Below are 22,267 nucleotides of genomic sequence, written 5' to 3'. Positions count from 1 at the left end.
CCGCAGCACGCTGGGCCGCGTTTCCGGCTCGCTTTATCGATCCTCATCGAGGTTGGCGACGATCACCTTGTCGATCAGACCTTCGTTGTGCCGGATGAAGTCGTCGCGCGTCATGCCGGAAGCACGCCACGCATCCTGAAGGCCCGCGTCTCTGTGAAGCCACTCGTTTCGCGTTTGATGATCGATCTTGTGACGTCGCGCGTCCTGCGATCCGTGCGACGCCTTGTCGTGGTCCTTCGACATTGTATCTCCTCATGTATCCTGTCGTAGCTTGGCACACTCGTCGAGGCGCAGATCTCCGCAGTCCAAGAGAGTCTTGAAGCCGCACTCCGCCGATCAGCGCTGCGCAGCGACCTGTTGTGATGGCGTTCGGCGTCCAATTGCGCGCGAGCTCTACGAACAATCGGGCATCGATACTGCTTCGCAGCAGCCGTGGATCCGCCGGGGTCAATCAATCGGGATCAATCCCAATTTGCTTCCTTGGCCCACTTGTCGACCTCTTTGCGGACCTGGTTTTTGTCAATGCCGTAGAGATCTTGCAGCTTGCCCTCCAACCGCTCTCTGTCACCGTTGATGACATCAATGTCGTTGTCGGTCAGCTTCCCCATGTTGCCTTGAGCGCACCCTTTGCAGCCTTCCAGTTTCCTTCGATGCGATCCCAGTTCATTTTCATCTCCTTCTTTTGCCCAACCGTGAAACGTGCATCGAGGAAAGGTTAGCAACAGGCGTGCCAGTCTGAGCGCATCGTCATATCAATGAGTTAGGCGGTCTTGGCTACCGGCAATGGACAATTTGTCACGACAGATTTGGCCAAGTTGTCCACCGAGAACTGCCGCGCCGGCGCGGCGCCGATGCCAACCAGCCTGAACGCGTTACTATTGGGCGTGGGATGGGTTCAGCGCCGACAGACATTTGCCTGACGCAATGAACGACGTGAGCCACGTGATGACAAATGACTTCAACGCCGCTTTCGTTTAACCTCACGTGAGTTGAAACTCGTTGATTGTTCGCGCCAATGAGGGATCGAGATGAAGCGCGCCTTGAGAGATCGGCGACCAATCCATCATTCTCCCATTTTCTGGATCGGTATCGCCTTATGTCTGGCAGCCATAGCCATCTACGTCTGGTCCAATGATCTTTCCTGGCGACCCGCCGCCACCCCACACTGAATCGTTGGAGCGATTAGAGCGCACTTCGCCCTTTCCGGCGGGAGCGTTACTTTCGGCACCTTCCGTGCCGTTGAGCATTGAATGACATTCGGTACGCCAGCGCGGAGTAAGCGCGGCCCCGGCCACCCTTAGACTACCCCAGGCCGGGGTCGCGCCCTCCACGCGAGGCATGTCGCGTCCGTCTGCGCGACTAGCCCTGACGCCACCGCGCCGTCAGCATGCGCTATGCCACTTGTTTAGCATTACATCAGCACATTCTGAACAGGCTCCATGGGAGCGGGCAGATCGCGCTCACCGAGCAGAGCGAGCAGCTCGCGCTCGAGGGCTCGTCTCATTGCGTCAAGCGGGAGCGCATTCGGCTCCAACCCGAAGGGCGCCTCAAGCTGATGGCCAAGCGCGTCGAGACCGAAGAAGGTGTAGGCGACGAGCAGGACGGGCAGCAGCGTCCACCAATCGAGCGATCCGGCAAGCGCGAACGGCAACGTCACGCAGAAGATCAGCGCGGTCCGATGCAGCAGCAGCGAATAGGCGAATGGCACCGGGGTGGACGCGATGCGCTCGCAACCGCCCTGGACGTCGGAAAGCGCGGTGAGTTGCCTTTCCAGAACGGCGTAGTGGATCGGCTCGATCCGATCCCGCTTCATCAGCATCAAACAATGCAGCCCGATCTGGTTGAGCACGGCATTGGTGGGGTTGGGACCGCCTGAAGCAGCGTCGATCTCACTCCACGGTTTGATTGCCGCCACTTCGTCTTCACCCCGAAGGCGTGCCGTTAGCCCGCAGCAAAAGCCGCACAGGCCGCGGAGCAGGACGCGCCGGTCGTCGTCTTCGAGGGTGGAGATCTGACGCGCGAACGAGCGGCTGGCGATGATCAGCTTGCCCCAGAGTTCGCGTCCCTCCCACCAGCGGGCGTAACATGTGCTGTTTCGGAAGCTCATGAAGACCGACAGCGCTATGCCGATCAGCGTGAACGGAACCGCACTGATGCGCGCGAAGATGCCCGGATGCTCCATGGCAGCAAAAATCGCCAACACACTGATCAGAGCAATCGCGACCAGATGCGGCGCGATCCGCGGCAAGATCGATCCATTGACGGCAAACGCAACGTCCCAGAAGCCGGGCTTGGAGCGCACGATCATTGCAGCCTCCCCGACATCCGGGGCTGCTTCTCATGCCCGGACTGCAAAGCTGCGCTAGTCCGAGTTTCGCTGCCTCGGGCAGGCCGGAGCAGATACTTTGACCATCGAACAATTGGATTGGCTCGGGAAATGCCCGAGAGCACGCCGAGTGTCCAACAACCGGACCTGATCGCTGTGGACATCGATGCTTTGTATCCGGGAGGACTTCCCTGTGACGGAGCAGGGAACGCGGCCGCTTTGTCGAGTTGTAGCATCATTTATAAAGCTGAGTTTGGCTCAGAAATCCACGTCGAACCGATCGAGCGAAACCACGCGGGTGGCGCTGGACTGACGGTTTTCAAACTTGTCGCTGGCGGCGCGTTCGATTCGCGCTCGACGCATAAGGAAGAATTCCTCCGCGCTTGGAATGGGATGAAACCGAACGCGCATCACGTTGAGAGCTCTGCGCGCGATCATGCACGTGACCTCGGAATTATCCTTGTACATCACGAAAAAGATTCCATGACGGTGAACCTCATACTGACCATCGGGATCTCGCGCGAGCGCCATTTGACAGTCCTCAAACGATGGTCGCGCCCGGATCAACCCGGACCGAGCGGCCATACGATCATTGACCCGATCACTCCCAGAGCAAAGAGCACGCCAAATCCCAAGACGACGCAAATTCAATGAATTAGAGCGCGATGGCCGCCTTTAAGGCAGACATTTTGTCCCTTGCGGCGGACAAGTTGGGACCAGGGGCCTCTCCGAGGCACCTACCGTCGGCGGATTGTCGATGCCTCGAGGAGGGTGGCGCGACTGCCGAACCCAAAGCCCGTGAGGTCGCTTCATAGATCTCGAACCATGAGAGTTGCATCGACGCCCCTCCAATTGGTGCGATCGGCGGTCGACCATCCGAGCCGCGCATAGAAGCCGGTTGCCTCTGACGTATAGAGGTTTAGCCGCGAAAATCCGCGCTGCCGCGCTTGATCCTCAATCGCCCGCACCAAGATGGTGCCCACTCCTTCATTGCGATGTTCGGGGACAACGAACAGACCTGTGAGCCATGGTGCGACATCGTGATTCGGCTCGAACTCGGACTCAACCAAAAGGCAGGCGCCTATCGGCGCACCATCTGCTTTCGCGACGAGCAGCACGCCAAGGCTCCGATCGGCAGCAAATTGTTGCAATGATCCTAGCTCTTCCTCGAAGGAAGTACGAAGCATTGAAAATGAATTGACGCGCCAACGCGCGCAGATAGCCACTTCGATCGCTCCTGGCTCTGCGGTGAGTATTCGAATATCTGTCATCGCAAAACAATCAACTTCGTGAAGCGATCGAAAGCGTTCCGAGCAATAGATGGACCATTTCCGGTGTGCAACAATGCCGGCGATCCAGAAGGAGCATCGAACGACAACGGACAATCTGTCTGTGTTGTTATGGACAACTTTTCTATCACCTTTGCGTGGAGCACCCTGCTCGCCGCACTCAGTGAGTCAAGGCACGATTGCGCGACATGAGATGTTCCGCCAGATTGGAGCAAGCGGCTGATCTGCGGACGAAGTCCGGACAGATACTGCGCCAAGCGACACATTGCTTATGCAACGGACTTGAAGAGACGATCCTGGTTCGACGAGGGAGGGGCCGCCGCCGGTCACGTCGGAAAGCTTGGCAGGACTTCAGGCGACACGTTCGAATCTTCGAGTTTTCGCTGTTCCGAAGGCTGGAAGCGTCTGGGAAAAAATCCAGACGATCCTGTCTCGACGCCATGCCAAACCGCCAAGGCTCAACGGTCCGCCACGGCAGGATCGCCTTGAAGTTCGCCGAAACCTGCGGGCGCGAGCGAGCCGGCCAATCCCGGATCGCGAATACGATTTCCGACGCTGATCCGTTGTCGCGCGCCCACATTCACGTACTTGCATAAATGGCCATGCCATTGAATATTCGTTGCGCGACTTGCAACGATCAGGACATGCCGATGAATGCGAAGCTGGAGCCGCGCCGACTGCACTATTTCATGGAAGTGCTCAATAGCGGCTCCGTGCGCGGCGCCGCCGGCGCGCTCGGCATGGACGCCTCTGCGGTCAGCCGGGCGCTAGGCCTGCTCGAGAAGGAATGTGGCGCGCGCCTGCTCGAACGACGGGGCCGCGGCGTCGCGCCGACCGACGCCGGCCAACTGCTGGCCGCCTACCTGCAGCGCCAGCAGGGCGAACGACAGGCGCTGCTGGCGCAGATAGACAGCATTCGCAAAGTTGAGTCGGGTCATATCGATCTCGTGACGGGCGAAGGTTATGTCGACTGGCTGGCCAAGAGCAGCCTGTGCCGCTTCATGCAAAGCCACCCGAAGATCACGATCAGCCTCGACATCGGCAGTACCGACGAGATCGTCCAGCAAGTCGTGGGAGAACGCGCGCATATCGGCGTCCTGTTCAATCCGCCTCGCGACGATCGGCTGCGCTCGCATCATTCGCAGCCGCACCCGATCAAGGCTATCGTACCGCGCGGGCACCCGCTGACCCAGCTGGGCCGGCCGCTCAGGCTCGCCGACCTCGCGCCTTACCCAGGCGCCGCGATGCATCCGAATTTCGGCCTGCGCCAGCATGTCCAGGCCGCCGAGATCAGCGAAGGCGTTCGCCTCAATTTCGCGTTCACGACCGCCTCGTTCGATGCGCTCGCCCATTACGTGACCGCCGGACTTGGTTATGCGCTGGCGTCGCGCCTTGCGATGACGGAGGCTGATGCCGCCAAGGTGGTGGCGCTCCCGATGAAGAACGCGCTGCTGCATCGTGGCCGCACCCACGTGGTCTCCCGTCAGGGACGCACGCTGCCGCCCGCCGCAATGCAGCTGCTGCGGATGATGGTCGCCGAGATGCGGTCACCGGGAAGCGCTGCGCGGTAGCCTCAGGCAGCTGCGCCCTTTCGATCTCAATCGCGGCGCGTCGCTGTCGGAAACCAGATTCCGACCTGCGGAGGCGCACGAAACGGCTTCCAGGTTCCCGCCGGCTGGGCGAGGCGATCGGCAATCACCCACAGCGCCGGCGCGTGAAAGCCAAGCCCCAAATGCGTCGTGTTCACTTCGACGTTCTCGCGCTCTCCGCCCTCCTGCTCCAGGCAGGCGCGCCACGCCACCACGCCATCGGTGCGGGTATAGATCGATGTTGACGGCACGGGAATCGGTTGCGCGAGGCGGCTGATCCGTTCGGCCGTCGGCGGCTGGTATTTCTGGCCGGTCAGAAGCCGCCAGATCGCGCGAACATTGCTCGCCCCCGGCGCCGCGAAAGGACTGCCGAGCGTGATGACCATCCGCACCGCCGCCGGGATTTGCCGGGCAACCTCGCGCGCAATGATGCCGCCACGGCTCCAGCCGACCAGGCTGACCTTCGAGCCGCCCTGCTTTTCGAGTTCGAGGACTCGCGCCACCACGGCGGCGAGGTCAGCATCCGGCGCGCGCACATTGCGGCCGCGGCCCCATCCATGAACCTGATAGCCGAGGAACTCGAGGAACGAGCGGATGGCCAAGGTCGACCGGTCATCGGCGCCCAACCCGGGCAGAACCATCACCGGATGGCGTTGCCCCCGCGGCGCGGTCGCCAGAAGCGGCGCCGCCACGGCAATCAGCGCCGGGATGTCGAGAAAGCCGCGCCCTTCCGCGGCAAGCAGCGCGAGCGAGGGTGGTTCGACGGTCTGCTCGTCACGTCCCATGGGTAGCGTCCGTTGTTGATGGTCAAGAATGGCCCGTGCAGCCGTGCATTGCCGGCGAGCACGAAACGTCAGTTCGGCGGTGCGGCCTTTCCGAACACACCGCCGATGGCCCGCAGCAGCCAACTCGGCTGATACTTGATCCATTGGACCGCCAGCTCGTTGGCAAGCCCTGCGACATGCACCGGCTTGCCTGCCATGCAGGCGCGGTAGCCCTCCTGTGCGACGGTCTTCGCATCCATGATCATCATGCTTGGCATGTTGCCGAGATTGGTGCCCTGGACCATTCCGGTGTCCGTCACGCCGGGACACAATGTCGTCAGCGTGATCTTGCTGCCGCTCAACTCCTGCGACAACGCCTCGCCGAACGACAGCACATAGGCCTTTGACGCGGCATAGACCGCAAGATTCGGCACCGGCATGAAGGCCGCGACCGACGCAACGTTCAGGATCCGTCCACTGTTGCGCTCGAGCATCGGCGCGAGGAACAGACGGGTCAATGCCGTCATGGCCACGACATTGACCTGCAGCAGCCGCAACTGATCGTCGAGGCCGATTGTGCCGACGCGTCCTTCGAGCAAGAGACCGGCATTGTTCACCAGCAGGTCGACCCGCACGCCGGCGTCGTCAAGCGAATCGAACACCGCCTGCGGCGCCGCCGGCTCGCTCAGATCGGCGGCCACGATGGTCACCTTGGCGCCATAACTTGCCTCGAGCTCGCGCGCGAGCTTCTGCAGCTTGTCGCGGCTGCGCGCCAGCAGCACGAGGCTGAGGCCATTGGCCGCGAGCACGCGCGCGAGCTCGAGCCCAATGCCGCCCGATGCTCCGGTCACCAGCGCGCATTGACCTTCATTTCCGCTCGCCGACATGAGGCGCCTCCCTTCGTTGCCAGAACGGTTCTGCGCAATCCACGAACGGCGCGTGCGACAAGCCGCCGCCGCGCCAGCTCGGCGGGTGCACCGCCGCAGTTCCGGTCGGCAGCATATCTGCGCGAGAACCGTTCGATCGCCCGCAACAACAGCTGGGCCTGCTCGAACTGGTCGGCCGTCTCCTTCACCTCGCCAAGCGACTTGCGCAATGGCTCCAGCACCTCGATCCGGTCGGGATAGCCGGACAGCCGAGGGTCGCGACTTTGCGTCGTCGGCATCACATCACCGACCGATCTTGGCCGATCGCCTTGACGACGGCGAAGGCGACCGCATCGACCGGCTGCAGTCCGTCGACGGTTCGAAGGATGTTTCGCGATCGATAGTAGTCGACCAGCGGCGCGGTCTGCTCGTTATAGGCATCGATACGCAGCTTGAGCGTCTCGTGATTGTCGTCGGCGCGCACCGCGCCACCTTGCGCTCTCGCCTCGCGGGCCCGCGTCTCGATCCGGTCCAGCAACACCGTCTCGTCGGCCTTGAGCTCGACGACATGGTCGATCGCAAGACCCTCGGTATCGAGCAGATCGTCGAGGCCGACCGCCTGGGCCATCGTTCGCGGGAAGCCGTCGAGCACAAAGCCATGCTTGGCATCGGCTTGCGAGATGCGTTCGATCACCGCGGCGATCACGAGCTGATCGGGAACGAGCCCACCCCTCACCATGGTATCCTTGACTTTCCGTCCGATACTGGTGTCCGCGTCAACCGCAGCACGCAGCATGTCGCCGGTCGAAAGGTGCGGTATGTCGTACTCCTCGACCAGGTGCTTCGCCTGTGTTCCCTTGCCCGCGCCAGGCGGCCCCAGCAGAACGATCCTCATCGCATGTGTCCCAATATTCGCTCGATCACCGGCAGCATTCCCGCGGAGCGTCGAGCGACCCGGCTCCGTGCGGGCCGGGCCGCTCGTTTCGTCCTCACGCCATCGCCAGGCGCGCACTGGGCGCAGGCCGCATCGACAGCAGCAACAGCAATCCCGACAGCACGTAGAGCGCCATCACGAAGTACATGCTGTAGATGTTGTCGCCGGTACTCCGCACGATCAGGCCGTTGATCGAGGGGCTGATGGCCGGGCCTAGGTTTCCAAGGCTGCTGATCAGTGCAAGCCCGCCGGCGGCGGCACCGGTGGAGAGGTATTCGCTGGTCAGCGCGAAGAACAGCGGCGTCGCCGACGCAATGCCGATCACCGCAAAGGACAGCGCAAGGATCGATCCGACGAGGTTGCCCTGCAGCATCGTCGTGACGAACAGGCCGAACGCGGCGATCGCGACGCAGGCGGCATAGTGCCAGCGGCGCTCGTGCCACTTGTCGGAGTGACGGCCGATCAGGATCATGCCGATGACGCCGGCGGCATTCGGGATCGCGGCATAAACACCGACAAGGAACAAATCCTTGACGCCCCAGCTCTGGATCAGGGTCGGCATCCAGAACACCATCGTGTAGGTCGCGCCGAGCAGCAGCAGATAGACGAACGACAACACATAGACCTTGGGGTCCCTGAGCATCTGCCCGAACGTTCCCGAGGGTTCGCTCTCGATGTCCTTCTCATCGTGCTGGAAGGTGTCCTCGAGCAGGGCTTTCTCGTCCTTCGAGAGCCACGCGGCCTGCGCGGGCTTGTCCTCGAGCAGGACGTAGACCAGGATGCCGAGTATCAGCGCCGGCAGACCCTGGACGAGGAACAGCCACTGCCAGCCATGAAGGCCGCCGGCACCGTCGAAATACTTCAGGATCGAGCCGCACAAGGGACCGGCGATCACGGACACGATCGTTGTCGCCGACATGAAGGTGGCGATCACCTGCCCGCGCCGCGCCGACGGATACCAATAGGTGAAGTACAGGATTACGCCGGGAAAGAAGCCGGCCTCGAACACGCCGAGCAGGAACCGGACGACATAGAACTGGAACGGCGTCGACACGAACATCATGGCGGATGCCGCGAGTCCCCACAGCACCATGATGCGCAGCAGGGTCTTGCGCGCGCCGATCCTCTCCAGCAGCAGGTTGCTCGGCACCTCGAACAGAAAATATCCGACGAAGAAGATGCCCGCGCCGAGACCGTAGACCGCATCGTCGAACGGTAATGTCTGCTTCATCTGCAGCTGCGCGTAGCCGATATTGATGCGATCGAGATAGGCGATCATGTAGGCGATCAGCAGAAGCGGGATCAGGCGCCAATCGATCTTCGAGAACAGGGATTTATGCGCCGGACTTTCCAATACCGACAGCGATCCCTTTGCGGCGGGTGGGTGCATCCTAGTTTCCTCCAAATGTTCTTTTGATTCCGGCGCCGGGCGGGAGACCGCGGTGGCGTCCCGGCTCCGGCGATGTGAAGCGTTGAAGGCCTCCGCGCCTAGCTGGCCCGGCTCGCCTTGTCGTTTGCGGCGGCCGGTGGCACCTCGTCGGTCTGGATGACCGTCACCGACGCCGCGGTCGCGGATGGCGCCTTCGCTTGAGCCGCAGGTTGCAGCTCGACGATCTCGGCCTCGACCGACGGCAGAGCCTCGATCTCGCGCAGGGCGGCGCGCAGGTGCTCGATCATCTCGTAGGACTCGTCCTGCGAGAGCACGCGCCGGCATGCGGTCAGACCGAACTCAAGCAGTCCCGCATAGCTGTGCACCGTGATGTTCAGCGCGCTGCCGTGATAGGGGATCGAAACCGGGAAATAATGCACCATCCGTGCGCCGGCCATGTAGAGGTGCTGCCCCGGTCCCGGCACGTTGGAGATCAGCACGTTGCCCGCTGCCGGCATGCGGCTGGCGAGGTTGGAGCGGCCAAGCAGCGAGGCGAGCCCCGTCATCAGCCACGGCGACCCCGTGATCGGCACATCGACGCCGAGCACCGGCTTGAGCTCGCGCACGACTGCCTTGGCCGCCTCGGATGACGCGTGGATTGCCTTGAACCGGGTCGGCAGGTCATCGATATCGGTCGCCAGGTCGACGCGTACCGCCGAGACCTGGTTGTTCATCGCCTTGTCGCCTTCGGCACGCAGGCTGACTGGCACCATCGCGATCAGGGCTTCCTTGGGCAGCAGGCCGCGCTCGGCGAGAAAGCGTTGCAGCGCGATGCTGCACATCGCCATGACGATGGTGTTGACGGTGCCGCCGACACGTTTGCCCAGGACCTTGATGTCGGCAAGTGGCAGCGACATCGTGCTGTAGGAGCGCTGGTTGGTGATGGAATCGTTGAACACCGTCTTCGGAGCCAGTCCAAGGCTGAGCGAGCGCTCCCCCTTCTGTGAGCGCTGGCTGGCCATCACGGTGGCGGCGGTGCCGAGCGCCTTGGCCGCCGTCGGCAGCAGCTCCGCGAGCTTGCGGTATTGCTGGGCCGCATTGTTGGCCGCCGCCTGCAGTAGCTCGGTCACGCCGAGCTGGTATTGCCCGGAGGCGCGCTTGCGCCGTGGCGGCGGCACCTCGCGCATCTTGGGCGAGACATCATAGAGCACCTTGGCGAGCTCCACACCGGCCTTGCCGTCGACGCCGCTGTGATGCGCCTTGGTGTAGAACGCGACCTGGCCGTTCTCGAGGCCATCGATGACATACATCTCCCACAGCGGACGGCTGCGATCGAGCAGCGAGGCATGCAGCCGCGCGACCAGTTGCTCGAGCTGCGCCATGGTGCCTGGACGCCGCAAGGTGACGGTCCGCACGTGGTAATCGAGCTCGATATCATCGTCCTCGGTCCAGACCGGCTCGGCGAGCTGGAACGGCATCTGCGCCAGTTTGCGGTTCAGCAATGCCGAGAGATGGAGACGCTTGCCGAGCATCTCCTTGACATCCTCGTAGTAGTCGCCCTGATAACCCTCGGGGAGATCGAAGATCATCAGGCTGCCGACATGCATCGGCGTCTCCGGCGTTTCGAGATGCAGGAACGATGCATCCATGCTGCTGAGTTGATCCATTCTTCCCTCCCTTGACGTTGTGACGGCGATCGCCGTCTTGATGACGGCGTGCCGATATCTGGCGCGTCGCGGTCATTGCCCAGGCGCGACACCTGTCCGCCGCTGCCGATCCGGTTCGCGCAGGCGATCTCAGGCCTGCGCCCGGGCGGCGCGCTCCTCCTCGTCGTACAGCTCCTTCTTCGATAGCTTTCCGACCGCGGTCTTCGGCAGTTCGGCGCGGATTTCGAGCGCCTGCACCATCTCGTGCTTGCCGAGCTTGTCCTTCAGGAACGCCTGCAGCTCTTCCAGCTTGAACGGCTTGGCATCCGCCTTCAGCTTGATGAAGGCCTTCGGCGACTGGCCGCGATACTCGTCGCGGATGCCGATCACGGCGACCTCCTCGACCGCCGGATATTTGTAGATCGCCTCTTCGAGCACGCGCGGATACACGTTGTAGCCGCTGCACAGCAGCATGTCCTTGGTGCGGTCCACGATGAAGATGAAGCCGTCCTCGTCCATGTAGCCGACGTCGCCCGTGCGCATGTAGCCGTCTGCAGTAGTCACCTCGGCCGTCGCGTCCGGCTTGTTCCAGTAGCCCTTCATCACGTTCGGGCCCTTGATGCAGATCTCGCCGCGTTCGCCGAGCGGCACATAGCTGCTGCTGTCGTCGACATTGAGGAACTTGATGACGATTCCGGGCATCGGCATGCCGCAGGAGCCGGCCTTGCGCATGGCGCCGTGCTGCGCCGGCGTGTAGGTGCCGCTCGGCGAGGTCTCGGTCATGCCCCAGCCTTCGCTCAAATTGCAGCCGGTGATCGAGGCGAATTGCTGCGCCACCTCGAGCGGCAACGGCGCGCCGCCGGATCCGCAATATTTCAGCGCGCGCAAGCTATGCTTCGGCGTCTCCGGATGGTTGATCAGCGCGGTGAACATGGTTGGCACCCCGCAGAAGACACTGACCGACTTGGTCGAGATTTCCTCCAGCGCGGCCTTTGGATCGAAGCGGACATGCTGGATGATTTCCGCGCCCATCAGGACGCCGAACAGCACATTCACAGAAAGCGCATAGATGTGGAACGGCGGCAACACTGCCAGGAAGCGCTCCTGCCCGTCGACCAGCACCGGTGGCGAGCCGGCCGTCGTCGCCCGGTACTGCTGGCACGCGCTGGTCAGATTGGCGTGGGTGAGCATCGCCCCCTTCGGCAGCCCCGTCGTCCCGCCGGTGTATTGCAGCACGGCGATGGTCTCGCGCGGATTATCGATCGGATAGGCCTGGTAGACACCATCATTGTGCGTCAGCTGGCCGAAGCTGATGTGATGATCGTCCCAGGCGACGTCGCTCAGCTGCTTGGCCGCCTTCATCTGGTTGACGACGGTGTCGGGGTCAGCCGTGATCTCGCCGAGCGACCCGACCACCAGCTTCTTCAATCTTGTCTTGCCCAGCATCGCCGCCATCTGCGGATAGAGCGAAACCATGTCGAGCGTGATCAGGATATCGGTCTTGCTGTCCTCGATCTTGTGTTCGAGCACCTTGGCAGCGTCCAGCGGCGAATAGTTCACCGCCGTGCCGCCTGCCTTGAGGATGCCGAAAAACGAGATGATGTAGTGCGGCGTGTTGGGCAGATAGAGGCCGACATGGACGCCCGGCTTGACGCCGAGGAGCTGCAGGCCCTTGGCCACACGATCGGTGAGCCGCCCGAGCTCGGCATAGGTGATCCGCTTGCCCATGAAATCGATCGCGGGACGATCCGGCCATTTGGCAACGGCGTCGCCCAATATCTTCTGCACTGGTCCGGGAGCTATCTCGACGTCCCAACGCACGCCGTCGGGATAGGATCGGATCCAGGGCATATCGTTCATGAGATCTCTCCCTTCTATGGTCTTGCGGATCAGACGGCGGTCACGCCGCCATCGACCGCAATGGTCTGGCCGGTGATGAATGCACAGGCATCGGAGGCGAGCAGCGCGGCGACGCCCTTGAGGTCCTCCGGGCCACCCTCGCGATTCATCGGCGCCATATGCGCGGTCGCGCTCTGGTCGAGCTGTGCGGTCATCTTGGTCGGGAAATAACCTGGCGCGATCGCGTTGACGTTGATGCCGAGCGGCGCCCATTCATTGGCAAGCGTGCGGGTCAGGTTGACGACCGCGCCCTTGCTCGCGTTGTAGGCCAGCGTCGGGGTGCCTTCCGGATAGCAGCCGGTGAGGCCCTGGATCGAGGCGATGTTGATCACTTTTCCGCTCCGCCGCGGTACCATGCAGCGCCGGCCGACCTCCTGGGTGGCGACGAAGATCGCGGTCACATTCAGGTTGATCACCTTGTTCCAGCCGTCGAGCGTATGCTCGATCGTGGCGGCGCCCCAGGACGTACCGGCATTGTTGACGAGGATGTCGATCGGGCCCAGCGCAGCCACGACCTGCTCGATCATCGGCGGGATTGTCTCCAGCCTGCCCATATCGCACACCACCGGAAGCGCCTCGATGCCAAGCCCCTTGAGGTGAGCAGCCGCGGCATCAAGCTCATCCCGCTTTCGCGCGGTGATCGCGACCTTGGCGCCGAGTTCGCCCAGCACCTCGGCGATCTGAAGACCGAGACCCCGCGATCCGCCCGTAACGAGCGCAACGCGCCCCGTCAAGTCCTGCAACTTGGCCAGACTCATGGCTTTCCCCCGATGGTTTACGCCTCACACGCGCAGCGCTATTTCGGCTGCAACAGCGTCTGAAGGTTCGCGAAGTTCTCCTGCATGCGGTCCTGCATGACCTTCCAGGCGTTGTTGCGCGCCTGCGCTTCCAGCTGCGACAGCTCGCGGAAATCCGCGACCGCCTTCTCGACCTGCTGCTTGGCAGTCTCCGTCTGCTTCGTCATAGCTTCACCGCTTGCGAAGCCCTGCATCGCCGCCTGCCACTGCGCGAGCGTCTCTTGCAGGATCTCGTTGCGCCGGCTGACCAGCGCCTGGACGCCTTCGTAGGCCTGTCTGTTGGCCTCAACCAACGCCTCCATGTCCTTGCGCTGCCACTCGACCAGGGCAGCAATATCGAACCCGGGCAGCGTGAACTTTTCGGCCATTTTCTTCAGGTCCCCGAGCCACGGCATCGCTCCCGTGCCGGCTGTGTCGGATTGCCTGTCATCGGTCCCCATCGACGTCCTCCTTGCGGTACTTGGCTGGCGGCGGCGAAACGCCGTCCCGTGGACTGCGCGTCAGGCGGCCGCCCAGCGCGGCCGGAACAGGGCGGCGCTGTCATCGGCTCGATCCGGATCCGGGTACACCATGCCGCGAAGACCGCTGCGGTCGAATGGCGACCATTCATCCTCCCCGAGCGCGAGGCGGTCCGCGATCGCATAGAGCACGGCCGGATTGTGCCCGAGCCCGCAATGACTGCCTTCGACCTCGATGTTCTGTGTCCGCTCGGCATGCTGCTCGCGGCACCCCCACCACGAGACGATGCCGTCGGTGCGTGAGTAGATCGCCGTGCTCGGTACCGGCGGCGGCAACTTCATGATGTCCCTGTCGGGCCAGTCGTCGACCTGGCGCTCGCTCAGGATCTCGTAGAGACGCCAGGCATTGCTTGCCTTCGGCTCATTGGCGAACGGGCTGCCGAGCGTGATCACCTGGCGGACCAGATCGGGCGCGCGCCGTGCAATCTCGCGCGCAAACACACCGCCGAGGCTCCAGCCGATCAGGCTGACCTTGCGACCGTATCGCTCGGCGAGCTCGGCCAGCCTTGCGTCCATGGCAGCCTCGACGCCGGGACGCGGTCCGCGATTGGGTCCGAGCTTCCAGCCGTGGACCGCATAGCCTTGCGCCTTCAGGTAGGCGCGCAACGGTCGCGTCGAGATATCGCTGGCGGAGAGCCCCGGCAAGACGAGGACCGGATGTCCGTCCCCGCGCGGCGCGCGGCGAAGCAGCGGATAGCTTGCGAAGAACGCCTGCAGCTCCCAGATCCCGCGCACCTCGAGCGCGAGCAGCAATTGCGACGGCGGCGCAGAGCGGTCGACGACCATATTCATGTCAGAATGTCCCCTCCCGGATCACGCGGTGTGTCCCGCACGACCCGACATTTTATGATTACTGCCCGGCGCCGCGAGCGGCGCCATGCAGACCCCGATCGCGCAACCGCGCATCTTCTTGGTCTCAAAACGCTATCGAGCAGGTCAGACCCGTAAAAGGTGCAATTGGCCCGCTTGACCGGTTAGTTTGGGACATCCGCCAATGAATCTTGCGCGCCTGCTGCGATGCCTGGCGCCCGGCCGTCGCGGAAGTCCGACGGGCTTTTGCCGGTCCAGCGGACAAAGGCGTGGCGAAAGTTCGCCGCGTCGCTGTAGTCAAGCCGCGCGGCGATCTCGTCATTGGTCATTTGCGTGTTGCGCAGATAACCGACCGCGAGCTGCATGCGGACCTCGGAGACGATCTGCCGGTAGGTTTTCCGCTGCAGCTGCAGCCTGCGGCGGAACGTCCGTGGATGGATTGCAAGCTCCGCCGCCATCGCCTCGATACTCGGGAAGCGGCCGGGATGCTCGACGAGCCGTCGCCGGATGTCGGCAGCAAGACCGTCGTCCCGCGCGACAGGATCGAGAAGCTGATCATAGATTCGGCCGGCCATCGCCCTGGTCATCTCGTCGGGGCAGACCGCCGGACGGTCGATCCAGGCAGTGTCGAATTCCAGCGCGTTCCTGCGCTGGCCGAACTCGACCGGACACTGGAAGATGCGGTCGTAGGTCCCGGCGTGCGGCGGCGACGCATAGGCGGCGCTCAGCTTCGAGAAGCGGAACGAGTTGCCATAGACGTCGCGGCTCAGCGTCTGATAGGTCGCAAAGGCGAACTCAAGCGCGAACCGATAGACGTCATCGGCCGGATCGCGCGAAAGCAACGGCTCGAGCAGACAGCTCACCGTATCGCCCTTGCGGGTGAAGTCGATGTCGGCGACCGTTCCGAGGATCCGACCATACTTGGCCGCAAAGTCAATGACTCCGGCCCGCGTCGGGCTGCTCAGCATGGCATAGCCGTACATGCCGTAAGCCATGACATGCATTCGTTCTCCGGCGCGAAACGCGATCGCCGGATTCCGTGACAGCCGCATCGCATTGCGAAATACCGTCTCGACCTGCCGGTAGGAGACACGTACCGACGAATCCCTGAGGTCAGCACGCCTCAAATTGGTCGCGCCGAGCGCGCGCGACGCTGAGATCCCCTCCTCGGCCAGGACGTGCACCACCGCCGCGATCCGTTGCGGCGAATAGAGACACTGCAGGAGATTTGGTGACGGGTGATACACGAGCGTCCTCGTCCGCCTTCCGCGCCTGCTTCGGGTCCCGCAATCCGGTGCCCGCAAGCTGAAGTGAGGCTAGTCAGCCGGACCGGGCAGCAGAAGGTTCGATTGGTCGCGTTTGCAGGTGAGTTCCGGACAAGACCGGCCAAAAGAAAGACCGCCGAGGGAGGGCGGTCCAGGTTGGGAGAACGCGATCGTGAGCGCAACCACGGTGCCGAGCTTACGCGCGCTTCGGTCGCACAAAAGGTTCGATTGAACCAATTTGGCGGTGAACTCCGGACACAGCTGGCGAAGCCCCCCAGATATCTCGGGGTCAAAGACCCTCCTCGCCGCGGAATTCGGATGGATTCCTGCCGGTCCAGCGCGAGAAGGCGTGGCGGAAGTTAGCCGCGTCGCTGTAGCCGAGGCGGCTTGCGATCTCCTCATTGGTCATGCGCGTCTTGCGCAGATACTCGATCGCGAGCCGCATGCGCACCTCGGAAAGCAGGCTGCGATATGAGGTTCCCTCCGCCTCGAGCCTGCGCCGCAGCGCGCGGGGATAGATATCGAGCTGTTCGGCGATCGCCTCGATGCTTGGGTAACGACCCGGCTGCTCGATCAGTATCCGGCGGATATCGGCAGCAACGCCACCGGCGCGATTCACCTCGCCGAGGATCTCCTCGCACATCTCCCGCGCCATGGCGTGGGTTCGCGGATTCGCCAGCGCCCGTGGGCCGTCATTGCGTATGTATTCGTATCCACAATGATGCTGATTGAACAAAACCGGGCACCCGAAGAGATCACGATACGCCGCGGCGGACGGCGGCGGCGTATAGTCGAGCAGCACGCGCGAGAAGCCGAAGCCCTGGCCCGAGCGGTCGCGAATCGTCGTCAGATGCGCGGCCAGTGCGAACTCGACCGCGAAGCGATGCACACTCTCGGTCGGATTCGGCCAGTGCATGGGCTGGAACGTCGCCACCACCGTCTCTCGATCGTATGAGAGGTCGAAATCGCAGAACGGCCCCACCACACGGATGTATCGCGCAGCGAAGTCGCGCGCCTCCGCGTGCGTTGCACTGCTCAGCAGCGCGTACCCGTACATGCCATAGGCGGTGACATGCATTCGCGCTCCCGAGCGCAGCGCGATAGCCGGGTCGCCTGCCAGCCGCAGCGCGTTGCGGATCACCGTGTCGAGCTGCCGATACGATATGCGCGTCGTATGGGATTCGAGCTGGCCGATCGCGAGCCCGGTGCCCTCCAGAACCTCAGATGGATCAATGCCCTGCTCACGAAGCTCGGCCGCGATGGCTGCGATCGAATGCGGCGGGAATATTCGCTGCGCGAAGCCGGGGAGCATTCGACCCGGCGATTGGCGTAGGTGCGACTCTTGCCTAGTCATTGCAACCGCATGTCCCTGGCATTCCGCGCATTCCTGCTCCACGATTGACGATCGGTCGAACGTAAGCCCGATCCCGTACGCGACGCAATAATCGCGTATCCACGCGCGCGCGCCGCAACCCGCGTCCGGAAGTCACCCGGTCGGCGGTCCAATCGCACCTTTCTCCGTTTGCCGAGATCGCTAGGCTCGCGACGCCTTGCTCGACAACCGGCACGCACCCGGAGGCGGTACGGACCACGGCAAGCGCCAACAAGGGAGGAGCGGATGCGACGGGAAGACGTTCTCAAGCAGCTGACGACACCGATCGGTGCCCCGGCATTTCCCCGCGGACCGTTCCGCTTCAACAACCGCGAATACCTCAACATCCTGTATCGCACCGACATCGAGGCGTTGCGCGCAGTCGTTCCCGAGCCGCTGGAGATTGACGATCCACTGGTTCGCTGGGAGATCATGCGGATGCCCGACACCTCCGGTCTCGGCGACTACACCGAATGCGGCCAGGCCGTCCAGGTGCGCTATGGCGACGAGAAGGGCGAGTACCTTCACGCGATGTACCTCGACAACCTGCCGGCGCTGGCATCGGGGCGCGAGATCAGCGGTTATCCCAAGGTGATCGGCAAGCCGAAGCTCTATGTCGATTCCGACACCCTGGTCGGCACCATGGACTACGGCAGCTTGCGCGTGGCCACCGCGACGATGGGTTACAAGCACCGCGCGCTGGACCTCGAAAAGGCAAAGGCCGAGATCTGCGTACCGACCTTCATGCTGAAGATCCTGTGGACCTATGACAGTCCGAAGCCGGCGGGCGAGCCGCGCATCTGCGAACTGCTGCGCTCCGAGATCACCGACATCACCGTCAAGGGCGCCTGGACCGGCCCGGCCCGGCTGGAGCTGTTCGCCCACGCATTGGCCCCGATGGCCGATTTTCCGGTGCGCGAGATCGTCGCGTGTAGCCACATCATGACCGACTTGACGCTGTCCCGCGCCAAGCGCTGCCACAACTATCTCGATCAGCCGCGATAAGCGGGCACGTCGGAGGAAGCCATGCCATCATCCGCAGATCGCGCCGCGGCGCTCAACCGCTATCGCAATGTGTGCGTCATCGGGGCCGGTGTCATCGGCTCCTCCTGGGCGGCGCTGTTTCTCGCACACGGGCTCAATGTCGTGATCAACGATCCGCAGCCCGGCATCGAGGCCACGGTCAAGGACGCCCTGATCAAGATCGGGCCGACATTGCTGAAGCTCGGCCTGCCGCATGAGGGATTGGAGCGCAACCTGCGCTTCGAGCCGGACCTCGCGCGCGCCGTCGCCGGCGCCGACCTGGTGCAGGAGAACGGGCCGGAGAAGCCCGAGTGGAAGCAGCAGCTCTGGGCACGAATCGAGGCAACGGTGCCGAAACATGCATTGCTGCTGTCGTCGAGCTCGGCGCGGCCAGCCACCGAACAGGCGAAAGAGATGAAGGATGCAAGCCGGCTGCTGGTCGGCCATCCTTTCAACCCGCCGCATCTGATCCCGCTCGTCGAAATCGTTCCCGGCGAGCGCACCGATCCAGAGGCCACCGCCGACGCCGTGGCGTTCTACGAGGCGCTCGGCAAGGTGCCGCGCGTGCTCAAGAAGGAAATCCAGGGCTTCGTCGCCAACCGGCTGCAGCGCGCGATCATGCGCGAGGCCTGCTATCTCGTGCAGGAAGGCGTCGTCACGGTCGACGAGCTGGACGACGTCGTCACCAGCTCGATCGGGTTGCGCTGGGCGGTGAACGGGCCGTTCAGCTCGTTCCACATGGGTGGTGGACCGAACGGGCTGGAATCGTTCTTCCAGCACCTCGGCAAGAACATGGCCGCGTCGTTCAAGGTGATTCTGCAGGTCGATCTCGACGAGGCGCTGCAGCGCAAGATCATCGACCAGGCCGCGGCATCTTTCGGCAAGACGCCGATCCCGCGGATGGAGCGCGAACGCGACGACACGCAGGTGGCGCTGCTGCACGTGCTGGCGGCACGCAACGGCAGGAACGGGACATGACCGGCTCACCCGCAGGCCTGCGCGCATTCGCAGACAGAGGCGGCCGCCACGTTTCGGAATAGGCCAACCTGGCCGACGGACAACAGCTGATCCCGGGCATCAAGCGGAGACGAACTCACATGAGCATCTTCGAAGGTTTGAAGGTCATCGACTGCGGCAGCTTCATCGCCGCGCCAACCGCCGCGACGCTGCTCGGCGACTTCGGCGCCGACGTGATCAAGATCGAACCGCCCGGTGCAGGCGACGCGTTCCGTCAGGTGCCGAAGCTGCCGGGCATGCCGAGATCCGACCAGCCCTATGGCTGGCTGCTCGACAATCGCAACAAGCGCGGCCTTGCGCTCGACCTGTCGAAGCCCGAGGGCCAGGCGGTGCTGCATCGCCTCGCCTCCACCGCCGACGCCTTCATCACCAACTATCCGCTCGCGGTCCGCAGGAAGCTCGCGATCAGCTACGAGCGGCTTGCCGCGGCGAACGACCGGCTGATCTACGCCTCCTTCACCGGCTATGGCGAGACCGGCGACGAGGCGGGCAAGCCCGGCTTCGATGTCACGGCCTACTGGGCGCGCTCAGGCCTGATGGACATGGTGCGGAGCGACGCCAGCACGCCGCCGGCGCGGGCGCTGGCCGGCATGGGCGATCACCCGTCGGGCGTTTCGCTGTTCGCGGCCGTCGCGGTGGCGCTGTATCAGCGCGAGCGCACGGGACGCGGCACCCAGGTCGGCTCCTCGCTGCTCGCCAACGGCGTCTGGTCGAACGGCATCATGGCGCAGGCGGCGTTGTGCGGGGCGACGTTCACGAGCCGCGGCCGCCGCGCGAGAATCTGTTCAATGCGCTCGGCTGCTACTACCGCTGCCGCGACGGCCGCTGGCTGCTGCTCGCGATCGTCAACGAGCAGCGCGACTTTCCGACCGTGGCGAAATGCCTCGGCCTCAACGACCTGCTCACTGATCCGCGCTTTGCCAAGCAGGCCGATCGCTTCGCCCGTTCCTCCGAATTGATCGCCCTGTTCGACGCGGCATTCGCGACGCGTGACCGGGACGAATGGCGAGCCCGCCTCGATGAAGCAGGCATCGTCTTCGAATGCGTTGCCGAGATGGGCGACCTGTCCGCCGACCGGCAAATGCTGTCGGCCGGCGTGCTGGTGCCGTTCGAGAACGACGAGATGCTGACCATCGACAGCCCGTTCTTTGTCGACGGTGCAACCAAGGTGAAGCCGCGCAAGGCGCCCGCGGTCGGTGAGCACAGCACGCAGATCCTGCGCGAGGCCGGCTACGATGACGCGGCCATCGCCGGGATGCGCGAAAGCAAGGTCCTGGCGTGATGCGCTGACCGCAAGGCGGCGCCTGCCGCCCTCACCGCACGCACGAGAAAAGGCCGCGCCCTCGAATGAGAGGCGCGGCCAGTCTCGAGGCGCCCGAACCGGGGGGCACCACAGCGGCGGTGTGGCGCAGCTGAGGTTCGGAGGACGCCCCCGAGCAGAAGCGATCAGCGCCCGACACGCTTCCAACTCCCTGACGAGCCATCGCATTTGCCGTCGATGGCCAATCTATGCATCGAGTTCGACCACGAGGAGGTTCGACGAGGCCGGTTCGGAGGTGACTTATGGACAGCGTGGAGTAACGAGCGGTCACATACAGCGCTGCGCCGCCCGCACGGCCTTCACACCGGCGAAGAGACCCGGAAATCGGACGGGCTCTTGCCGGTCCAGCGGATGAAGGCATGCCGGAAGTTGGCGGCGTCGCTATAGCCCAGCCGGCTCGCGATCTCCTCGTTGGTCATCGCGGTCTTGCGCAGATATTCCATCGCTAGCCGCGTCCGCACCTCGGCGAGCAGCTCACGATACGATGTATCTTCCGCTTCGAGCCTCCGCCGCAGGGCACGCGGATGCATCGACAGCCGCTCGGCGATCGCTTCGATGTTCGGATACCTGCCGGGCTGCTCGATCAGGACCCGCCGGACATCGGCGGCGATGCCGCCTGCATGATTGACCTCGGACAGCACCTGCTCGCACATCTCGCGCGCCATTCCGTGGGTGCGGGAATCCGCCAGCGCCACCGGACCGTCGGCCTGAGACAGCTGATATCTGTACTCGTTGCCGCGCTGGCGAAACTGGACCGGGCAGTCGAAGAACATCTGGTAGGCGTCGGCATGCGCCGGTTCACCATAGGCAAGGGAAATCCGCGAGAAGCAGAACGACTCGCCCGCCAGGTCCTTCATCGTCGTCAAATGCGACGACAGGGCGAACTCGGCCGCGAAGCGATGCACGTCTTGCGTCGGATTCGGCCAATGCAACGGCTCGAACGCACAGACGACCGCCGCGCCGTCATACGAGTATTTCGCATCGCACAGCGGGCCGACGACCCGAAGGTATCGATTGGCGAAGGCGCGCGCATCGTCATAGGTCGCGCTGCTCAGCAAAGCATATCCGTACATTCCGTGCGCGGTCACGCGCATGCGCTGTCCGGCGCGGAGCGCAACCGTCGGTTCGTTCGACAGCCGCAGTGCATTGCGAATCACGATGTCGATCTGCCGGTACGAGATACGCGTCGTATGAGCTTCGAGCTGATCCTCGGTCAAGCCGGTGCCCGCCAGCGCCACGGACGATCGAACCTGTTGCCTGCCGAGCTCGGCGATGATGGCAGCAATCAACTGCGCCGAATATACATGCTGGTCGAAATCCGGCGGCAATTGGCATTCCGGCACAGCGTCTCGCAGGCGCCTTCCAGCGCTCATGGTCGTCTACCTCCTTGGACCTAAAGTCTTGCTCAAATCGAAATCATTCGCAATGCCGGCAGCAACTGGCCGGCTTCCCCTATCCCCAA

General features: G+C 63.5%; 20 protein-coding genes and 2 pseudogenes. 4 read left to right on the top strand and 18 right to left on the bottom strand.

Features of this window, described 5'->3' with window-relative positions:
* Window positions 1–33: 33 nt before the first annotated feature.
* The 5 genes and pseudogenes from ACVMB1_RS38725 to ACVMB1_RS38705 all read right to left on the bottom strand — a co-directional run bounded on the left by ACVMB1_RS38725 (window position 34) and on the right by ACVMB1_RS38705 (window position 3,711).
* Window positions 34–243 (bottom strand): hypothetical protein, encoded by a 210-nt coding sequence (locus ACVMB1_RS38725; protein ID WP_076825150.1) that lies wholly within the window; start codon window positions 241–243, stop codon window positions 34–36.
* Window positions 244–461: 218 nt separating this feature from the next.
* Window positions 462–667: pseudogene (locus ACVMB1_RS38720) on the bottom strand (CsbD family protein).
* 744 nt (window positions 668–1,411) lie between these two features.
* Window positions 1,412–2,308: a bestrophin family protein gene (locus ACVMB1_RS38715; RefSeq protein ID WP_076825152.1), complete on the bottom strand. Its 897-nt coding sequence runs from the start codon at window positions 2,306–2,308 to the stop codon at window positions 1,412–1,414.
* A 276-nt stretch (window positions 2,309–2,584) separates the two neighbouring features.
* Window positions 2,585–2,794: a hypothetical protein gene (locus ACVMB1_RS38710; protein ID WP_410469738.1), complete on the bottom strand. Its 210-nt coding sequence runs from the start codon at window positions 2,792–2,794 to the stop codon at window positions 2,585–2,587.
* A gap of 341 nt (window positions 2,795–3,135) precedes the next feature.
* The gene (locus ACVMB1_RS38705; protein ID WP_141340222.1) at window positions 3,136–3,711 is read right to left on the bottom strand and encodes a GNAT family N-acetyltransferase; all 576 of its coding nucleotides are present in this window, start codon (window positions 3,709–3,711) and stop codon (window positions 3,136–3,138) included.
* A 500-nt stretch (window positions 3,712–4,211) separates the two neighbouring features.
* Here ACVMB1_RS38705 and ACVMB1_RS38700 point away from each other — a divergent pair, with 500 nt between their 5' ends.
* Window positions 4,212–5,186 carry a LysR family transcriptional regulator gene (locus ACVMB1_RS38700; protein WP_349629202.1) on the top strand — a complete coding sequence of 325 codons (975 nt, stop codon included), beginning with the start codon at window positions 4,212–4,214 and terminating at the stop codon, window positions 5,184–5,186.
* Between the two features lie 26 nt (window positions 5,187–5,212).
* On the opposite strand, the gene ACVMB1_RS38695 is transcribed toward ACVMB1_RS38700, so the two are convergent.
* The 12 genes from ACVMB1_RS38695 to ACVMB1_RS38640 all read right to left on the bottom strand — a co-directional run bounded on the left by ACVMB1_RS38695 (window position 5,213) and on the right by ACVMB1_RS38640 (window position 17,384).
* Complete coding sequence (locus tag ACVMB1_RS38695; protein ID WP_229189848.1) at window positions 5,213–6,112, bottom strand: esterase/lipase family protein; 900 nt, start codon at window positions 6,110–6,112, stop codon at window positions 5,213–5,215.
* Complete coding sequence (locus ACVMB1_RS38690) at window positions 6,058–6,855, bottom strand: SDR family NAD(P)-dependent oxidoreductase (RefSeq protein WP_076825159.1); 798 nt, start codon at window positions 6,853–6,855, stop codon at window positions 6,058–6,060. The genes ACVMB1_RS38695 and ACVMB1_RS38690 overlap by 55 nt, the downstream gene beginning before the upstream one ends.
* Window positions 6,816–7,133 carry a hypothetical protein gene (locus tag ACVMB1_RS38685; RefSeq protein WP_076825161.1) on the bottom strand — a complete coding sequence of 106 codons (318 nt, stop codon included), beginning with the start codon at window positions 7,131–7,133 and terminating at the stop codon, window positions 6,816–6,818. Before ACVMB1_RS38685 ends, ACVMB1_RS38690 begins: the two co-directional genes overlap by 40 nt.
* A complete protein-coding gene (locus ACVMB1_RS38680) occupies window positions 7,133–7,729 on the bottom strand; it encodes an adenylate kinase (RefSeq protein ID WP_076825163.1) in 597 nt (198 codons plus the stop codon). The genes ACVMB1_RS38685 and ACVMB1_RS38680 overlap by 1 nt, the downstream gene beginning before the upstream one ends.
* 94 nt (window positions 7,730–7,823) lie before the next feature.
* Entirely contained in the window at window positions 7,824–9,158 is a 1,335-nt protein-coding gene (locus ACVMB1_RS38675) for an MFS transporter (RefSeq protein WP_076825165.1), read from the bottom strand.
* 98 nt (window positions 9,159–9,256) lie between these two features.
* A complete protein-coding gene (locus ACVMB1_RS38670) occupies window positions 9,257–10,804 on the bottom strand; it encodes a WS/DGAT/MGAT family O-acyltransferase (RefSeq protein WP_083714891.1) in 1,548 nt (515 codons plus the stop codon).
* 129 nt (window positions 10,805–10,933) lie between these two features.
* Window positions 10,934–12,643 (bottom strand): long-chain-fatty-acid--CoA ligase, encoded by a 1,710-nt coding sequence (locus tag ACVMB1_RS38665; protein WP_076825167.1) that lies wholly within the window; start codon window positions 12,641–12,643, stop codon window positions 10,934–10,936.
* A 29-nt stretch (window positions 12,644–12,672) separates the two neighbouring features.
* The gene (locus ACVMB1_RS38660; RefSeq protein WP_057016377.1) at window positions 12,673–13,440 is read right to left on the bottom strand and encodes an SDR family oxidoreductase; all 768 of its coding nucleotides are present in this window, start codon (window positions 13,438–13,440) and stop codon (window positions 12,673–12,675) included.
* Between the two features lie 38 nt (window positions 13,441–13,478).
* Window positions 13,479–13,919: a phasin family protein gene (gene phaP / locus ACVMB1_RS38655; RefSeq protein ID WP_244558674.1), complete on the bottom strand. Its 441-nt coding sequence runs from the start codon at window positions 13,917–13,919 to the stop codon at window positions 13,479–13,481.
* A gap of 60 nt (window positions 13,920–13,979) precedes the next feature.
* A complete protein-coding gene (locus tag ACVMB1_RS38650; RefSeq protein ID WP_057016379.1) occupies window positions 13,980–14,789 on the bottom strand; it encodes an esterase/lipase family protein in 810 nt (269 codons plus the stop codon).
* Window positions 14,790–14,971: 182 nt separating this feature from the next.
* Window positions 14,972–16,054 carry an AraC family transcriptional regulator gene (locus tag ACVMB1_RS38645; RefSeq protein ID WP_229189855.1) on the bottom strand — a complete coding sequence of 361 codons (1,083 nt, stop codon included), beginning with the start codon at window positions 16,052–16,054 and terminating at the stop codon, window positions 14,972–14,974.
* A 307-nt stretch (window positions 16,055–16,361) separates the two neighbouring features.
* Window positions 16,362–17,384 carry an AraC family transcriptional regulator gene (locus ACVMB1_RS38640; protein ID WP_083714892.1) on the bottom strand — a complete coding sequence of 341 codons (1,023 nt, stop codon included), beginning with the start codon at window positions 17,382–17,384 and terminating at the stop codon, window positions 16,362–16,364.
* Between the two features lie 306 nt (window positions 17,385–17,690).
* Between ACVMB1_RS38640 and ACVMB1_RS38635 the strand changes: the two genes are divergently transcribed.
* The 3 genes and pseudogenes from ACVMB1_RS38635 (at window position 17,691) to ACVMB1_RS38625 (ending at window position 20,766) form a co-directional block, all read left to right on the top strand.
* Entirely contained in the window at window positions 17,691–18,449 is a 759-nt protein-coding gene (locus ACVMB1_RS38635; protein WP_050400709.1) for an acetoacetate decarboxylase, read from the top strand.
* A gap of 21 nt (window positions 18,450–18,470) precedes the next feature.
* Window positions 18,471–19,445, top strand: a complete 975-nt coding sequence (locus tag ACVMB1_RS38630) for a 3-hydroxyacyl-CoA dehydrogenase NAD-binding domain-containing protein (RefSeq protein WP_076825170.1) — start codon at window positions 18,471–18,473, stop codon at window positions 19,443–19,445.
* Window positions 19,446–19,564: 119 nt separating this feature from the next.
* Window positions 19,565–20,766 (top strand): annotated as a pseudogene (locus ACVMB1_RS38625) (CaiB/BaiF CoA transferase family protein).
* Window positions 20,767–21,104: 338 nt separating this feature from the next.
* Here the strand turns inward: ACVMB1_RS38625 and ACVMB1_RS38620 are convergent.
* On the bottom strand, window positions 21,105–22,178 hold the full coding sequence (locus tag ACVMB1_RS38620; RefSeq protein ID WP_083714893.1) for an AraC family transcriptional regulator: 1,074 nt from the start codon (window positions 22,176–22,178) through the stop codon (window positions 21,105–21,107).
* Window positions 22,179–22,267 lie beyond the last annotated feature (89 nt).

Source organism: Bradyrhizobium sp. USDA 4504, from assembly GCF_054063995.1.
This window is presented reverse-complemented; position numbering and strand designations above follow the sequence as displayed.